The organism is Shewanella maritima, from assembly GCF_043643735.1.
In the GTDB taxonomy this organism is placed as follows: domain Bacteria; phylum Pseudomonadota; class Gammaproteobacteria; order Enterobacterales; family Shewanellaceae; genus Shewanella; species Shewanella maritima_A.
Window position 1 is genome coordinate 67,830 of sequence record NZ_JBHZSM010000003.1, and the last position, 16,181, is coordinate 84,010.

Below are 16,181 nucleotides of genomic sequence, written 5' to 3' on the forward strand. Positions count from 1 at the left end.
ATCATGGAAGGATTATTAGCATTTTGGAATGAAACAGGTGTCGCTAACTTTGAAGCTGGCCAGCTAGTTATGATTGCCGTAGGGCTATTGCTGCTTTATTTAGCAATAGCAAAAGGCTTTGAACCTTTATTGTTATTACCTATTGGTTTTGGCGCTATTTTGGCCAACATCCCCAATGCGGGTTTTACTGAACCAGGGGGCATGCTTTATTACATTTATGAAGTGGGGATCGGCACAGGTATTTTTCCTTTGCTTATTTTCATGGGCGTGGGTGCCATGACTGATTTTGGGGCACTGATCGCCAACCCGAAAATGTTGTTACTTGGAGCATCTGCTCAGTTTGGTATTTTTGCCACGCTACTTGGTGCCATTGGTCTTAATCTGGTTCCGGGTTTTGAGTTTTCAATGACTGACGCTGCAGCCATTGCGATTATTGGTGGCGCTGATGGTCCCACAGCTATTTTCTTAGCCTCAAAATTAGCGCCTGATTTACTCGGTGCGATTGCTGTTGCTGCATACTCGTACATGGCATTAGTACCGCTAATTCAACCGCCAATTATGAAGCTGCTGACCACACCAGCTGAACGGGCGATTAAAATGGATCAATTACGCGAAGTCAGCAAAAAAGAGAAAATTATTTTCCCCTTGATGGTGCTTGGGTTAACCATTTTATTCTTACCCGCAGCGACGCCACTTGTGGGCATGTTCTGTTTGGGCAATCTTATGCGTGAGTCTGGTGTCGTTGATAGGCTTTCAAACACAGCGCAGAATGAACTGATCAATATTGTGACTATTTTCCTTGGCCTGGCTGTGGGATCAAAGCTGTCGGCTGATAAGTTCTTAACCCTAGAGACTATCGGTATTTTGGTATTGGGTGCGGTGGCATTTAGTATTGGTACTGCCGCAGGTGTACTCATGGCTAAGCTAATGTGCAAACTCACCGGTGGTAAAGTTAATCCACTTGTGGGGGCGGCGGGTGTCTCGGCTGTTCCTATGGCTGCCAGAGTCGTTAATAAAGTTGGCTTAGAAGCTAATCAGCAAAATTTCTTGCTTATGCATGCGATGGGGCCGAATGTCGCCGGTGTACTCGGTAGTGCCGTTGCAGCTGGTGTATTACTGGCAGTATTGGGGTAAGTCTTCATTATTGAATTGTTCAGCAGCTGTTGAGTCGAGTTCAGCCTAGCCACTGTCATCGACTCAATCATTGCTTGGTTATTAAATCCATTTGAAATCTCAGATGGATTTTTTGTTTCTGTAGATAAATCATTTCCCAATAATTTGTATTCTCATTTACCTCTTTTGGTGCATATTTCAGCATTTGTTAATCAGCCGTGCACAAGTATGTACCGTCCTATTACGCTATTACACTGTTGCTTCTGATGTAACTTATTGAATTTTAATAACTCATTAAAGTTGGCACAAAAAGTGGAGTAACCCTTTAGAGATATATTGTGACCAATTTATCTGGGGGCGTTAATTAATCCGTTCGAGATAACGGCTTATTAACCAATGACAATCTGGTTATAGATTAGCAAAGGCGCTATTTAATACTTCGTAAGGGGTATTAAGTTGCGCCTTTTTTGATTAATTAATTGAAAGAGGAAGCATATGAATATCACCAAATCACTGACAAGCAAGTTGTTAAAGTCGGCGGCACTCACCATTTCAGTCGCGGCATCAGTAGCAATGATGCCGGCTCAGGCTGAACTCGGTTATCCCGAAAAAGAAGAACTGACGTTTGGGTTTATTAAACTCACAGACATGGCACCGATTGCCATTGCTTATGAGAAAGGTTATTTCGAAGAAGAAGGTTTGTATGTGACGATTGAGGCGCAAGCAAACTGGAAAGTATTACTTGATGGCGTGATTGATGGCCGTTTAGATGGTGCGCATATGTTGGCGGGTCAACCCATTGCAGCGACGATCGGCTATGGTACCGAAGCACATATCATTACGCCTTTTTCAATGGATCTAAACGGTAATGCGATTACCGTGTCGAACGATGTATGGGCAAAAATGAAGCCTAACATCGCCAAGCAAGCAGACGGTAAACCTGTTCACCCGATTAAGGCTGATGCGTTAAAGCCTGTGGTTGAATCATATATTGATGCGGGTAAGCCATTTAATATGGGAATGGTTTTCCCTGTATCGACTCATAACTATGAATTACGTTATTGGTTAGCCGCAGGTGGCATTCATCCAGGGTTTTATGCACCTCACAAAGGCGATACCTCAGGGCAAATTGATGCGCAAGCGTTATTGTCAGTAACACCGCCACCACAAATGCCTTCAACCTTAGAAGCCGGCACTATTTACGGTTATTGCGTGGGTGAACCGTGGAACCAACAGGCCGTATTTAAAGGTATTGGTGTACCTGTTGTGACTGATTATGAGATCTGGAAGGATAACCCTGAAAAAGTGTTTGGTATCACTGCAGAGTTTGCTGAAAAGTACCCTAACACCACCATCCGTTTAACACGTGCACTTATTCGCGCAGCTAAGTGGTTAGATGACAATAACAATGCTAACCGTCCTGAAGCGGTCAAAATCTTATCGCAATCTAATTATGTCGGTGCAGATTACGATGTGATTGCCAACAGTATGACTGGTACCTTTGAATACGAGAAAGGTGACAAACGTGCAGTACCTGATTTCAACGTATTCTTTAGACACCATGCAACCTACCCATATTACTCAGATGCAATTTGGTATCTCACTCAAATGCGCCGCTGGGGACAAATATCGGAAGATAAGCCAGATGCTTGGTATAAAGATGTCGCTGCTAAAGTCTACCGTCCTGATATTTATGCAAAAGCTGCGCAGTCATTAATCGACGATAAGCTAATAGCAAAAGAAGCATTTCCTGATTTTGCCAATGAAACAGGCTTCAAATCACCACAAACTCACTTTATTGATGATCTCGTGTATGACGGCACACAGCCTAATCAGTACATCAATTCATTTACTATTGGCCTAAAGCAGGGCGATAAGCTGTAAGGCAAGGAGTGCCACTATGAGTTCTGTATCGAATATTCGTCATACGGGATTAGGTAAGTTGAGTATGGCTCAGATAACACAATCAATTTTGCCTAGCTTAAAAGCCTTGTTACTGCCTGCCATTGGCATTGTTGGATTTTTACTGTTGTGGTCGATGACCGCCAGCAGTATTAATACTTCACTGGGAAAGTTCCCTGGCCCTACCGCGGTGATCAGTCAGTTTGATAATTTGTATCAAGAGCATGTAAGCGAGCGTCAAAAGGCGCAAGCTTTCTATGAAAGGCAGCATAAACGTAATGCCGATCGATTGGCTAAAGATCCTAGTTATCAAGCTAAAGTGCGACCTTACACTGGTAAGGAAACATTCTGGGATCAAATTGTCACTAGTTTGATTACTGTTATGTGTGGTTTCGGCTTAGCCGCAGTGTTAGCCATTCCTTTGGGGATTGCTATCGGCCTTAAGCCTGGTTTACAAGCTGCTATAAACCCGATGATCCAGATATTCAAGCCTGTATCACCATTAGCATGGTTGCCACTGGTCACCATGGTTGTCAGTGGCGTGTACGTTTCAAGTGACCCATGGCTGGCTAAGTCATTCATTAACTCTATGTTGACGGTGACCTTATGCAGTGTATGGCCAATGATCATCAATACTGCCATAGGTGTGTCACGTATTGATCAAGATTTGCTCAACGTGAGTCAAGTCTTGCGGCTCTCTACATTCACGCATATCAAGAAAATCGTTCTACCTGCTTCTATTCCAATGATATTCACTGGCATGCGCTTATCACTTGGTGTGGCCTGGATGGTGTTGATCGCCGCTGAAATGCTGGCGCAAAATCCAGGGCTTGGCAAATTCGTCTGGGATGAATTTCAAAACGGTAGCTCAGAGTCGTTATCACGCATAATGGCGGCGGTATTGGTGATAGGTTTCATTGGGTATTTGCTAGATAAAGGCATTGTCACTTTGCAGCGCTGGGTGTCTTGGGAAAAAGTTTAAGCAAACTTGGGGGAGTTTCACATGGGAAGTTTTCTAGACATTAGCGGTGTTGATATGGAGTTTCCAACACCCAAAGGCACGTTTACAGCCTTGAAAGATGTCAACTTGAAGATAGAAAAAGGTGAGGTTATCTCACTCATTGGTCACTCAGGTTGCGGTAAATCAACCGTGCTGAACATTGTTGCGGGTATACATCAAGCTACTCGTGGCGGTGTGATTTTAAATAGCACTGAAGTTAATCAGCCTGGACCTGAGCGCGCTGTGGTTTTTCAGAACCACTCACTGCTACCTTGGTTAACGGCTTATCAGAATGTTGAGTTAGCCGTTAAGCAAGTGTTTTCAAAGTCGATGTCTAAAGCACAAATGCACGAGTGGATTGAGCACAATTTGCAGTTGGTGCATATGGAGCATGCAATGGACAAGCTACCTAGCGAGATCTCCGGCGGCATGAAGCAAAGAGTCGGGATTGCCAGAGCGCTGTCAATGCAGCCTGAAGTGTTGTTAATGGACGAACCATTTGGTGCGTTGGATGCGTTGACTAAAGCGCACATGCAAGACTCGTTAATGGATATTCAGGCTAAGTTGAATAACACCGTCATTATGATTACCCATGATGTGGATGAAGCTGTGCTGTTGTCTGACAAAATCGTGATGATGACTAATGGTCCAGAAGCCACTGTTGGCGAGATATTAACTGTGGATTTACCTCGTCCAAGGGATCGGCTCGAATTAGCGCAGTCTCAGCAGTATAACGGCTATCGTTCGCAGGTTTTAAAGTTCCTTTATGAGAAGCAGCGCAAGGTAGAACCGATGCAGTCCACAAAAAGTGCATTTAAAATGCCTGAATTGAAACAAAATGCTAAATATGTCACAGAAAAGTGAACGGCGGGTTGTTAAAGTTGCCCCGAGGTGACGTAAGGCTTAATGGTTTGTGGCCTTGTGTCGTCGGCAACTTGCATTGCCAAACTAGATAAAAATATAGGGATAGATGATGAATAAAAAAATTGCACTGTCGGCACTGACTACCGCGGTATTAATGGCTATGGGTTCAGCTCATGCTGCTGATGATAATGCAACGTCACTTGCTGAAGCTTTTACAAAAGGTAAAGCAACTGTTGACCTTAACCTACGTTATGAAAATGTTTCTCAAGATAATGCGTTAAAAGATGCTGATGGCTTAACGCTTCGTACTCGCTTGTCATTTGCTACAGCAGACTATTATGGTTTATCTGCAGTGGTTGGTTTTGAAGACTCGCGAAATGTTGCTGGTGTCGATGATTATAACGATGCGATTGGTAACAACCCTGAATACTCTGTCATTGCAGATCCAAATGTGACTGAGCTAGACCAAGCATACTTACAATATCAGTACCAAGGTTTCAAAGGCCGTGTCGGTCGTCAGGTTATTGCTTTAGGCAACCAGCGTTTTGTTGGTCATGTTGGCTGGCGTCAAGACCGTCAAACCTTTGATGCAGTCACAATGCAATATGCATTCAATGACGCATTCAAAGTGGATTACGGCTACATTTATAAGCGCAACCGTATTTTTGCAGAAGTGAAAGATGTTGATTCAAAAGATCATATCTTCAATGCGTCTTACAAGTTAGGTTTCGGTACTGTGACCGGTTACGGTTATTTGCTAGAAGTTGATCAAGATGCATCAAATGCCCTTGATACTTATGGTGTTAACTTTACTGGTTCGACTGAATTAGCTGACACTAAGTTGCTATATAAAATTGAATACGCAACGCAAGAGTCTTCAACAGCAGATACCAAGTTCGATGCTGACTACCTAGCACTCGAAGCTGGCGCGGTTTTATTTGGTGTGACGGCTAAAGTGGGATACGAGAACTTAGGTTCTGATGATGGCCAATACGGCTTCTCCACACCACTAGCAACGTTGCATAAATTTAACGGTTGGTCGGATCAATTCCTAGCGACACCTAAAGAAGGTTTAGTCGATATCTACGCTTCTGTAGGCGGTAAAGCCTTTGGTGGTAGCTGGGGACTTGCATATCACAAGTTTGATGCAGATCAGTCTTCTGCAACAGTTGATGATCTAGGTTCAGAAGTAAATGTGTCTTACGTAATGCCAATTAAAAAGCACTATAAAGTGGGTGTTAAGTATGCGGCATACTCTGCAGGTGATGCGGATGCGGGTAAGGTTGATACTGATAAAGTTTGGCTGTGGGGTAGCGCTAAATTCTAATAGGAGTTTAGTGGTCACAAGACCCATATTAAGCTTTAAAATGAGTTAAAGTGATGTAAAAAAGAGCAGCCTAGGCTGCTCTTTTTTACTTTTTGTTGCTTATATATACAGGCCTATTCAACTACGTGTTTTCACTGACTTAACATTTCATTTACTTACCTAGATTGACACTAATTTACCTTCAAGTGTTGTCTTATGTGTTGAGTGTGTAAGTAAATCGTTAAAAAGAGGTAAGCATGTTAAATTTTAAATTGAGTAGATTAATGTTAGGTAGTGTGTTGTTAGCGTCATTTGTTGGCTGCAGCAGTGATAGTGATGAGGACACGACCACCCAATATAGCTACTTTCAATACTATAACGCTTCAGCGAATAGTACTCTCACTGCATTGGTTTTGGATGATTACACTTATTCAGGCATAGACTTTGCCGATGCGATACCTCGTTACAGCTACTCAGAGGGAAGTAGTGAAGTCAGCATCCTTGGCTTAGATGAAGACGGTAATAGCGTTGAACTGTTAGAGGCAGATACTCAGTTTGATTTAGATACTGAGCATTTGTTCGTGTTATATGGGGATTTTCATACACCGCAACTATTGGATCTACAATTTAACCGTGAAGACATGGATGATCTTAATGATGATGAGGACAATGATTACAGTAAAATGCAGGTGTTGATTGCCAATGTATCAGCCGAAGACTCGAGTTATGATGCGTATATCTCGCTTGCTACCCAAAGTTTTACAGAAGCCACGGCTTTAGGGAACGTTGGCTACGGAGAGTATTCGCAAGAGCAGGTATTTGATACAGGAGAGTACTTGATTTACCTCACAGAGCCTGGTTCAAGTGAGGTTATTTACACCACAAGTATTATGGGGCTAACTGATAATACAGCCTACAAAATGTTGATCAGGCCTAGTTTTGGTGTTGGGGAATTGAAACTGGTGATTGATTCCGTTGATTCAACCACCACGGTGCAGAGTTACCCAGCCTTAGAGTCACTTGCTAGCATCAATATTTATAATGGATTAGATTCACAAGACGTCGATATTCAAATTGCCAGTCAACAAGAAACCCAGTTTGTGTATGACATTCAACCTTTTAGTTTGAGTGAGTTTCAAAACATGGGGTACAACGATTATGCCGTGAGCGGGGTGTCTAGTGCAGATGATTCCAGTCTATTTGACAATGTATTAGTGACGTTTAACCAAGACGAAGTGTATACGCTTATTGTTTATTCAGAAGACGACACGGTTAAAACCATGGCTGTCAGTCATGACCTGCGTCCTCGTCCTTATGAGTCTTTAGTTGCCATCACGAACCTCGTCGATGTGGCTGACAATTTGGCTGTATATTTTGTGCGAGACTCTGAAACCATTGAAACTGCACAATACCAGATGACTGACATAGACTTTGAAGAGCAGCAAAGTGAGTTGATCCCGCATGGTGATTATGACATCAGCATTGTCAAAACGGATGATAATGGTACGCAAACATTAATGTATCAATCTGAAAGTTTTGAATTTAATGGCGACAGTAATTATCAATTCATTCTAGTGCCTGATAGCACTAGCTCGTTTGGACATAGATTAACGCTTCTTTAATGCTATCAAACCTTAAGCATTAAGCATTAAGCATTAAGCCTTGAACCATAAAAAATGCCGCACAATATGAGCGGCATTTTTATGTTTTTATCTAATTGCTAAGTATTAAGCTGTCTGCTCGGTACTGGCAACTTCTTGTGAATTAAACTGTTCTACGTCTAATTGACCTTCACTTTTGCCAACCACAACAGCGGTCATCATGTCACCCGTCACATTGGTTGCAGTACGAATCATGTCAATTACGCGGTCTATGGCTGCAATAAAGGCGATACCTTCAAGCGGTAAACCAACCGCGGCTAGAGTGACGGTTAGCATAACAACTGCACTACCTGGTACACCCGCAGTCCCCACTGAAGCAACAGTTGCAGTGACAGCAATGAGCATATAGTCCGACATATCTAATGGAATACCATAGATTTGCGCAATAAAGATGGCTGCAATAGCAGGGTAAATACCGCCACAACCGTCCATATTCATCGTTGCACCAAGAGGAAGTACGAAAGAACCGTAGCGTTTTGATACACCCATAGATTCAGTACACTTTGTGCTAACTGGCAGGGTACCAAAACTAGAAGCGGTACTAAATGCAACTAACTGAGCTGGCATAGCCTTTCTGAAAAACTTCAATGGGCTTAGCTTAGCCGCAAATTTAATTAGGCCGCCATAAACAAAGATTATATGGATCAATGCTGCAATATAGATGGCTAAAATAAACTTACCCAGTGGCAGTAAGGTTGTTAGACCATATTCACCCACAACCCATGCCATTAGACCAAATACACCAATTGGCGTCAGCATTAACACCATGCGAGTAAGTTGGAACATCACTTCAGCGCCTGCTGCAATCACATCTTTCAATGGAGTCGCTTTTTCGCCTACTGCGTTAATTGCGATACCAATAAGTGCTGCAAACACGATTATTTGTAAAATCTTACCTTCTGCCAGTGAAGCAAATGGGTTCACTGGGATCATATTTAGCAGGACTTGGGCAAAGCCAGGTATATCGCGTTCACGTACTTCAGAGGTCGCAAGTTCGAGCGTGCCCCCCATATCGATTAGGCTACCAACAGTTAAACCGATAAATGAAGCCGCCGTACCGGTCAACATGAACAAGCCCAAGGTTTTAAAGCTGAGGCTTTTAAGGTTTGCTTGCGATCCAAGTGAGGTAATGCTGACGACAATGGCACAAAACACCAATGGGGCAACCAACATACGGATGGCGTTGATGAACAAATCACCTAACGGTTTTAGATTAACCGCAGTTTCGCCCAAAATCACACCGGCTAGAGTCCCCAGCACAAAGCCTGCGAGGACTTTCTGCCAAAATGGGATACGTTTAAATGCTTGTAATATCATGTTATTTCCAGAGTTTATTATTTCATCAATCACCCTTTAGATATGGTGAGAGTGAGTTTATTGTTTGGTCTAAACTACAATTCGAACATCGTTACGGTGAAAGACAAAGCCTAATATAGGGTCTGTATAACAAGGTAAAATCGTTGCAGATTAATAAAGATTAATTGCATTGTATTGAGCGTGAACAAGACAAACAAACGTGATTTGTTATAACTTATACACACAAAACGTCTTGTTGCTAAAATGTTGATTTTATACATTTTATACCAAAATATGAAGTGTTATTTTTAGCGGCTTTTTATGTGGATTTTCAAAGGGTAAGTAAATGCTTGAGTTGTGGATCATGTTTAGCGGCGCATTTTTAGCTGCAACATTGTTACCAGGTGGATCAGAAGTTTTACTTGTTGGCTTGCTTACACAGCAACCTCAAGCATGGATGAATTTATTAATAGTGGCAAGTATTGGCAATACCTTGGGCGCTGTGACCAGTTATTATTTGGGTTATGTTGGTCGTTTTGCTAAATCGCCCGAAGACTTTAAACATAAACATTACCAAAAGAGTGTTGCTTGGATTGAAAAGTACGGCACTTGGTCGTTGATCATGTCTTGGCTGCCACTGATTGGCGACATTTTATGTTTAATCGCGGGCTGGCTAAAACTGCCAATAGGTCGTTCAATTTTGATGATATTGATTGGTAAAACGATTCGCTACAGTGTGATTGTTGTCGGTTTTATGTATTTCTCTTAATGCGTTTATCTATTTGGGCATCAGTATGCTTTAAGTCGATCATCCAAATACTTCAGGGTGTTGTTAAAAGCTGCCTGTAGTTAGAAGAGCTAACCAGCTTATTTATTGAGTAGAGCGGTATAGAATTCAACATCTTGGCGAATAGTCATTGAACCTTTCCTTAATTGATACTCTAAGTTGATATCGCTGTATTTTGTTACACCTTTTTGTGCCATCTTGCGCTGCATTATGGCACTCTCAACTAATCAATAGTTCATAAGAGCAATGCCCAGCGCACTGCCTTGGGATGATTAAAGGAGTGTTAAGTGAAAAAATGGATGCTAGTAGCGGGCATATCTGCCGCACTATTAGGTTGTGCAACCTATCAATCAAACACCTTACCTGATGGTATTAACTTACTTGAGACCGTTGAAGCGCAAGCTGATAAGGTGAATATCCCATACAAAAAGTATCAGTTAGACAATGGCTTAACTGTCATCCTGCATCAAGATAAATCAGACCCTCTCGTCCATGTTGATGTGACTTACCATGTTGGTTCTGCGAGAGAATTAGCAGGTCGCAGTGGTTTTGCGCACTTATTTGAGCACATGATGTTTCAAGGTTCGCAAAATGTAGGTGATGAGCAGCATTTTAAAATTATTACCGAAGCGGGTGGTACGCTAAACGGTACAACCAATACTGACAGAACCAATTATTTTGAAACCGTCCCCAGCAATCAACTTGAAAAAATGCTGTGGTTAGAATCTGATCGAATGGGCTTTTTCTTGCCAGCTTTAACGTCTGAAAAGTTCGAAGTGCAACGTGAAACGGTTAAGAATGAACGTGCTCAACGCATCGATAATCGTCCATATGGCCGTATGAATGAAAGGTTTAATCAGGCACTTTATCCAGAAGGGCATCCATATTCATGGCCAGTCATTGGTTGGCCTGAAGACTTAGAGCGTGCATCTTTAACTGATGTAAAACACTTTTTCCAACGTTGGTATGGGCCTAATAATGCCACGTTAACCATTGGCGGTGATTTTGATGAAGCACAGGCGCTGGCTTGGGTTAAGCAATATTTTGCTGAAATACCAGCAGGCCCTGAGGTGAAGGCTGATGAAAAAACGTCAGTGACACTTGATAAAACGCGCTATTTATCGATGCAAGATAAAGTGCATTTACCCTTGATTTATATTGGCTTTCCTACGGTTTATGCCGGTCATGGCGATGAAGCAGCTTTGGACTTATTAGCCAATATTATTGGTGGTGGTAAAACATCACTGTTTTATAAGAATCTCGTTCGTGATGGCTATGCGGTGCAGGCGGCGGTGAGTCATCCCTGTCAGGAGCTTGCCTGTCAGTTCAGTATGTATGCCTTAGCTAACCCAGCTAAAGGTGGGGAGTTGGACTTAATAGAGCAAAAAATCAATGCTTCTATTGCTGAATTTGAACAGCGCGGTGTGACTGAAGAAGATCTACAAAAAGTGAAAGTGCAATTTGAATCAGATACTATTTTCAGTTTACAAAGTGTTCAAGGTAAAGTGTCGTTATTAGCTGCAAACCAAACCTACTACGGCAATCCCAATCAAATTGAGAAAGACTTAGCGCGTTATGCCAATGTCACCCAAGCAGACGTCATGAGAGTGTTTAACACTTACATTAAAGATAAACCGATGGTGGTAATGAGCGTGGTGCCTGAAGGGCAAACACAATTAATTGCCAATGCGGACAACTTTACTGCACCAACACCTGCGATTGCAGAAGAAGCGGTCGATGGAGAGTTCAATTTTAATCAAATTACGTCCAGTTTTGATCGCAGTGTTATGCCTTCAGAAGGGCCTGCACCAGTGGTAAAAGTGCCACAACTTTGGCGTGATAGCTTAGCTAATGGTATTGCTGTTATTGGCACACAAACTGATGAAACACCTACAGTTGAGTTAGTTATTTACCTTGATGGTGGTCATGCACTTGTCCCTGTTGAAAAAGCGGGTTTAGCTCAAATCACTGCCGCAATGCTCAATGAATCTTCAACACTGCGCTCTAGTGAAGAACTAGCCAATGCCCTAGAGATGCTGGGCTCTTCAATTTATTTTGGCTCGCAAGCAGCGCAAGGCGTGATTCAAGTATCCAGTTTAACGGAGAACCTCGATGCGACCTTAGCTCTAGTGGAGGAGCATTTATTCACGCCAGCATTCACGCCAGAGGATTTTGCTCGCATCAAGCAGCAACAACTGCAAAGTGTTCAACACAGTTTGTCTGATCCTAACTACCTTGCAAGAGCTAAATTTTCAGAGTTACTTTATGGTGATAAAACGCCATCTGGGGTAAGTCAATCAGGTAGTGTAGCGTCTATTTCGGCGATTAGCCTTGATGATGTTAAGCAATTTTATGAGCAACAATACCGCGCCGGTAATGCCAAGATAGTAGTGGTATCAAATTTAACTAAATCACAATTAACGCCGAAGTTAAACGCTTTTGCCAAGTGGCAGGGAGAAGCCGTTGTTGCCAGTACACAACCCAATGAAACTCTCGCCAAGACTGGTAAGATTTATTTGTTAGATCACCCTGGCGCGGCTCAGTCTGTGATTGCTATCGGCAACACATCTCTGCCTTATGATGCTGATGGCGAGTATTTTAAAGCGACATTGATGAACTACCCATTAGGTGGTGCATTTAACAGCCGAATTAATCTGAATCTTCGTGAAGATAAAGGTTATACCTACGGGGCGAGAAGTGGCTTTAGAGGCGGCAAGGAAACAGGAAGATTTAGTGCTGGCGCCAGTGTGAGAACGGATGTAACGGCAGAGTCTCTCACTGAATTTTTCAATGAAATTAGCCAGTTTCAAGCCAATGGTATGACAGATAAAGAACTGGCATTCATGCGTAGCTCCATTTCTCAAGGGCAGGCCTTGAAATATGAAACGCCATATCAAAAAGCCGGATTCTTAAGAATGATCCAGCGTTATAATTTGGCTGATAACTTTACTGAGACCCAGCAAAATATTATCCAAAATGTTGAATTAGATGAGTTAAATCAACTCGCTAGTCAGCTATTGAAGCTGGATGATATGGTGATTTTAGTGGTGGGGGATGCCGCTACGGTTGAAGACAAATTAAAATCGCTCAACTATCCGGTTATAATGATAAAATAATCTGTGCTGGGGCTTGAACTTATGTCATTGTGCCCCATATTTATAACAGCGTAATTATCTCTAAAAACGGTAACCTTCAAGTTGCCGTTTTTGCTTTATGTAAACAGATGTTATCAGCTGCGGCAGCACAAGCATTTATAAGGTAAACTAGCGCTACTGTTGCCCCTGGGTACAAATGAATACAATACACGGAAGTATTGCCTAACAATGACGAAATGAGTCATAGGCATCGCAACGCTGAAGAATAGCTTGCTATGCGTTAACTACATGAGAATCGAATATTGAAATCTTTCAATGAAGTCATCGAGCAGCTTAATAATGAGACTGGGCGCGATGCATTACTGGGGATGCAACGTGGTATTGAGCGTGAAGCATTGCGGATCAATGAGAATGGGCAACTTGCACAAGATCCTCATCCTTCAGCGTTAGGTTCAGCATTGACTCATTCAAGGATCACCACTGATTACTCTGAAGCCTTGTTAGAATTCATTACTCCAGTCAATAATCATATTGAGACCTTGCTTGAAGGGTTAACTCAAACGCATGCCTACAGTGTGCAGAACATGTACGGCCAACGTTTATGGCCTGTGAGTATGCCGTGTTATGTGGGGGATGTTAAAGACATTCCTATCGCCCAATATGGCACGTCTAACACTGGCAAAATGAAAACCTTATACCGTGAAGGGTTAACCCATCGTTATGGTGCACTGATGCAAATCATTGCGGGGGTTCACTTTAACTTTTCTGTGTCTGATGAGTTATGGCAACTGTTGTATGACAAGCAACTTAACAATTCTGACATCATTGCCAATGGCGATGGCTCTAAGCAAAACTTTATCTCAGAATCCTACTTCGGCTTAATTCGTAATTATCGCCGCTTGGTTTGGGTGATGCCTTACCTGTTTGGTTCATCTCCAGCATTATGTAGCTCGTTCATTAAAGATCAGCTGGTAGGTTTTGATTTTAAGAAAACGGGTCATGGTACTTTGTATTTACCTTATGCCACCTCATTGAGAATGAGTGACTTGGGGTATACCAATAAAGAGCAAGAGTCGTTAAATATTAGCTATAACTCATTGCCACAATATCTTGATGGTGTCGGCGCCGCCATTCGCATGCCTTCTGATAACTTTGCCCAAATAGGTGTGAAGGTCGATGGCCAGTATCGCCAGCTAAACAGTAACGTTTTGCAGATTGAAAATGAGTTTTACTCGCCAATTCGAGCTAAACGAGTGACTAAATCTGGAGAGAAACCTTCTGAAGCACTTGCTCGTGCCGGTGTTGAATACATTGAAGTGCGTGCTCTAGATGTGAACCCATTTAGTCCAATTGGTATTGATGCCTCGCAAGTTAGGTTCTTAGATTTATTCTTACTGCATTGCTTATTAACGCCTTCAAAAGCTGGCACTGAGACAGAAGAAGCTGAGATAGCGGCTAACTTGCAGGCGGTGATTGTACAAGGCCGTAAACCTGGTTTACGCCTGACGCGAGATGGACAAAGTGTTGGACTACAGTCTTGGTTAACTGAGCTATGTTCTCAGCTAGCATCATTAGCTCGCTTGCTTGATGATGGCGTTGATGGTGTTTATAGCCAGGCGCTAAAACATTGGCAAGCGGCGGTGGACGACCCGAGTTTAACACTATCTGGTCGTATCCACGATGAAGTCGTCGTCAAAGGGCGAGATCATGGAGACTGGGTTCAAGGCTTAATGACTCAGTATCATCAACAGTTATCGAGTTATGCTTTGTCGGATGAAATGCGAGATAATTATCAGCACGAAGCGCAAGACTCACTTGAGCAGCAACAAAGCATTGAGTCTCAGCCACAACCGAGTTTTGATGATTTCTTGAATGATTATTTTAAAGATGTCGTTAGCTAATCGATTAAGTTGTTTGAAATTACCACGAAAAATACTGACGCGGTTTAGTATTGTCCTCACACTGACTTTTATGGTTACGGCTTGTTCAACCCATCAAAGTCAGGTGGCTGAATGTGGTTTTGTATCTGGCTATTTAGCGCCTGATATAGAATCACATTTATACCGCACTGTGGTAACCAGTGTAAATCAGAAGCCCATCATATCCCGCCCTAATTACCGCTTAGCTCCGGGGACATATGAGTTTACTGTGGCTGAACTCATTTCTGCCCCCGAGCTGAAGGTGAGTGTGGAGTCCAGGCAAACCAAAACTATTAGCATTAATGTCGAGCCGAATAAACGTTATCACTTAGGCGCACAGTTCCTAACTGACAAGTCCTATGTTGGACATGATACTGACTACTGGCAGCCGGTTATTTGGCAAGTTGATGAGGTCGAGTGTCAGTGGCCATCTCAAAGCTAACACGCTGATTTATTTGTTGTGATAAGCCGCATGAATTGGCATCGGTTCACATTGCAATATTTAGCGTTAGATGTGAAACTGTTTAGCAGTGTTGATTTGAATAACGATTGTTGATTACTGTTTTGATTACCCATTTTATTAAGCATCGTCTGGCGCTTTTAAGCTGTTTCTTTGTGCTATTTCTCAGTGGCTGCGCGACGCCTCCCCCAAAAGACCCCGAAAACATTTGTGCCATCTTTAAAGAAAACCGCTCATGGTACAAAGCGGCTGTGAATACCCGTAATAAATGGGGGGTGCCCGTACACGTACCCATTGCGATGATGTATCAAGAAAGTTCATTTAAGCATAATGCCAGGCCGCCAATGCAATATTTCTTAGGCTTTATTCCTACCGGTCGTGCCAGTAGTGCCTATGGGTATGCACAAGCGAAAACCATGACATGGGATGACTATGTTAAAGAAACAGGGAATTCATGGTCAAGCCGCACTAATTTTGCAGATGCCATGGACTTTATGGGCTGGTTTATCGCTAAAACCCATAAGGTGAATGGTGTATCTAAGTGGGATGCGAAGAATCAGTACTTAAATTACCATGAAGGTTGGGGTGGTTATCGTCGTGGAACCTACCGAGCAAAAGCTTGGTTAGGCCCAGTGGCAGACAGAGTTGATGAACGCTCTCGTCGTTATGCTGCCCAATACAATACTTGTAAGGACGACCTTGATAGCTCTTGGTTATGGCGCTTATTCTTCGGCTAGGTTGAGTTAACCAATAGAGCACAAAAAAGGCGCATTAAGCG

General features: G+C 42.6%; 13 protein-coding genes. 11 read left to right on the forward strand and 2 right to left on the reverse strand.

The features are described 5' to 3' along the window. Positions 1-3 precede the first annotated feature (3 nt). From ACHUGF_RS04525 to ACHUGF_RS04550, 6 genes are all read left to right on the forward strand, one after another. Positions 4-1,134, forward strand: coding sequence for a sodium ion-translocating decarboxylase subunit beta (locus tag ACHUGF_RS04525; protein ID WP_394129597.1), 1,131 nt, complete (start codon positions 4-6; stop codon positions 1,132-1,134). 474 nt (positions 1,135-1,608) lie between these two features. After that, positions 1,609-2,997, forward strand: coding sequence for a CmpA/NrtA family ABC transporter substrate-binding protein (locus tag ACHUGF_RS04530; RefSeq protein WP_394129598.1), 1,389 nt, complete (start codon positions 1,609-1,611; stop codon positions 2,995-2,997). 16 nt (positions 2,998-3,013) lie between these two features. Continuing rightward, positions 3,014-3,997: an ABC transporter permease gene (locus tag ACHUGF_RS04535; protein WP_394129599.1), complete on the forward strand. Its 984-nt coding sequence runs from the start codon at positions 3,014-3,016 to the stop codon at positions 3,995-3,997. A 21-nt stretch (positions 3,998-4,018) separates the two neighbouring features. After that, positions 4,019-4,879 carry an ABC transporter ATP-binding protein gene (locus ACHUGF_RS04540; RefSeq protein ID WP_394129600.1) on the forward strand — a complete coding sequence of 287 codons (861 nt, stop codon included), beginning with the start codon at positions 4,019-4,021 and terminating at the stop codon, positions 4,877-4,879. Between the two features lie 109 nt (positions 4,880-4,988). Then, the gene (locus ACHUGF_RS04545) at positions 4,989-6,206 is read left to right on the forward strand and encodes an alginate export family protein (protein WP_394129601.1); all 1,218 of its coding nucleotides are present in this window, start codon (positions 4,989-4,991) and stop codon (positions 6,204-6,206) included. A 236-nt stretch (positions 6,207-6,442) separates the two neighbouring features. Next, positions 6,443-7,807: a hypothetical protein gene (locus ACHUGF_RS04550; RefSeq protein ID WP_394129602.1), complete on the forward strand. Its 1,365-nt coding sequence runs from the start codon at positions 6,443-6,445 to the stop codon at positions 7,805-7,807. 105 nt (positions 7,808-7,912) lie between these two features. Here the strand turns inward: ACHUGF_RS04550 and ACHUGF_RS04555 are convergent, their stop codons facing one another. Then, positions 7,913-9,163: a dicarboxylate/amino acid:cation symporter gene (locus tag ACHUGF_RS04555; protein WP_394129603.1), complete on the reverse strand. Its 1,251-nt coding sequence runs from the start codon at positions 9,161-9,163 to the stop codon at positions 7,913-7,915. Positions 9,164-9,488: 325 nt separating this feature from the next. Here ACHUGF_RS04555 and ACHUGF_RS04560 point away from each other — a divergent pair, with 325 nt between their 5' ends. Then, the gene (locus ACHUGF_RS04560) at positions 9,489-9,911 is read left to right on the forward strand and encodes a YqaA family protein (protein WP_394129604.1); all 423 of its coding nucleotides are present in this window, start codon (positions 9,489-9,491) and stop codon (positions 9,909-9,911) included. A 98-nt stretch (positions 9,912-10,009) separates the two neighbouring features. Here ACHUGF_RS04560 and ACHUGF_RS04565 read toward each other — a convergent pair whose 3' ends face one another. Next, the gene (locus ACHUGF_RS04565; protein ID WP_394129605.1) at positions 10,010-10,138 is read right to left on the reverse strand and encodes a hypothetical protein; all 129 of its coding nucleotides are present in this window, start codon (positions 10,136-10,138) and stop codon (positions 10,010-10,012) included. Between the two features lie 90 nt (positions 10,139-10,228). On the opposite strand from ACHUGF_RS04565, the gene ACHUGF_RS04570 reads away from it, so the two are divergent. From ACHUGF_RS04570 to ACHUGF_RS04585, 4 genes are all read left to right on the forward strand, one after another. Further along, entirely contained in the window at positions 10,229-13,045 is a 2,817-nt protein-coding gene (locus ACHUGF_RS04570) for a M16 family metallopeptidase (RefSeq protein WP_394129855.1), read from the forward strand. Between the two features lie 281 nt (positions 13,046-13,326). Beyond that, complete coding sequence (gshA, locus tag ACHUGF_RS04575) at positions 13,327-14,925, forward strand: glutamate--cysteine ligase (RefSeq protein ID WP_394129606.1); 1,599 nt, start codon at positions 13,327-13,329, stop codon at positions 14,923-14,925. Further along, positions 14,897-15,385, forward strand: a complete 489-nt coding sequence (locus ACHUGF_RS04580) for a hypothetical protein (RefSeq protein WP_394129607.1) — start codon at positions 14,897-14,899, stop codon at positions 15,383-15,385. The genes gshA and ACHUGF_RS04580 overlap by 29 nt, the downstream gene beginning before the upstream one ends. Before the next feature lie 137 nt (positions 15,386-15,522). Next, positions 15,523-16,140, forward strand: coding sequence for a transglycosylase SLT domain-containing protein (locus ACHUGF_RS04585; protein ID WP_394129856.1), 618 nt, complete (start codon positions 15,523-15,525; stop codon positions 16,138-16,140). The last annotated feature ends 41 nt before the right edge of the window (positions 16,141-16,181 follow it).

Bases quoted from the DNA above. Each gene is read 5' to 3' on its own strand.
- ACHUGF_RS04525 (WP_394129597.1), top strand. From the start codon at position 4: ATGGAAGGATTATTAGCATTTTGGAATGAAACAGGTGTCGCTAACTTT.
- ACHUGF_RS04535 (WP_394129599.1), top strand. From the start codon at position 3,014: ATGAGTTCTGTATCGAATATTCGTCATACGGGATTAGGTAAGTTGAGT.
- ACHUGF_RS04565 (WP_394129605.1), bottom strand. From the start codon at position 10,138: ATGCAGCGCAAGATGGCACAAAAAGGTGTAACAAAATACAGCGATATC.
- ACHUGF_RS04555 (WP_394129603.1), bottom strand. From the start codon at position 9,163: ATGATATTACAAGCATTTAAACGTATCCCATTTTGGCAGAAAGTCCTC.
- ACHUGF_RS04540 (WP_394129600.1), top strand. From the start codon at position 4,019: ATGGGAAGTTTTCTAGACATTAGCGGTGTTGATATGGAGTTTCCAACA.
- ACHUGF_RS04570 (WP_394129855.1), top strand. From the start codon at position 10,229: ATGCTAGTAGCGGGCATATCTGCCGCACTATTAGGTTGTGCAACCTAT.
- ACHUGF_RS04580 (WP_394129607.1), top strand. From the start codon at position 14,897: ATGATTATTTTAAAGATGTCGTTAGCTAATCGATTAAGTTGTTTGAAA.
- ACHUGF_RS04545 (WP_394129601.1), top strand. From the start codon at position 4,989: ATGAATAAAAAAATTGCACTGTCGGCACTGACTACCGCGGTATTAATG.
- ACHUGF_RS04530 (WP_394129598.1), top strand. From the start codon at position 1,609: ATGAATATCACCAAATCACTGACAAGCAAGTTGTTAAAGTCGGCGGCA.
- ACHUGF_RS04560 (WP_394129604.1), top strand. From the start codon at position 9,489: ATGCTTGAGTTGTGGATCATGTTTAGCGGCGCATTTTTAGCTGCAACA.
- ACHUGF_RS04550 (WP_394129602.1), top strand. From the start codon at position 6,443: ATGTTAAATTTTAAATTGAGTAGATTAATGTTAGGTAGTGTGTTGTTA.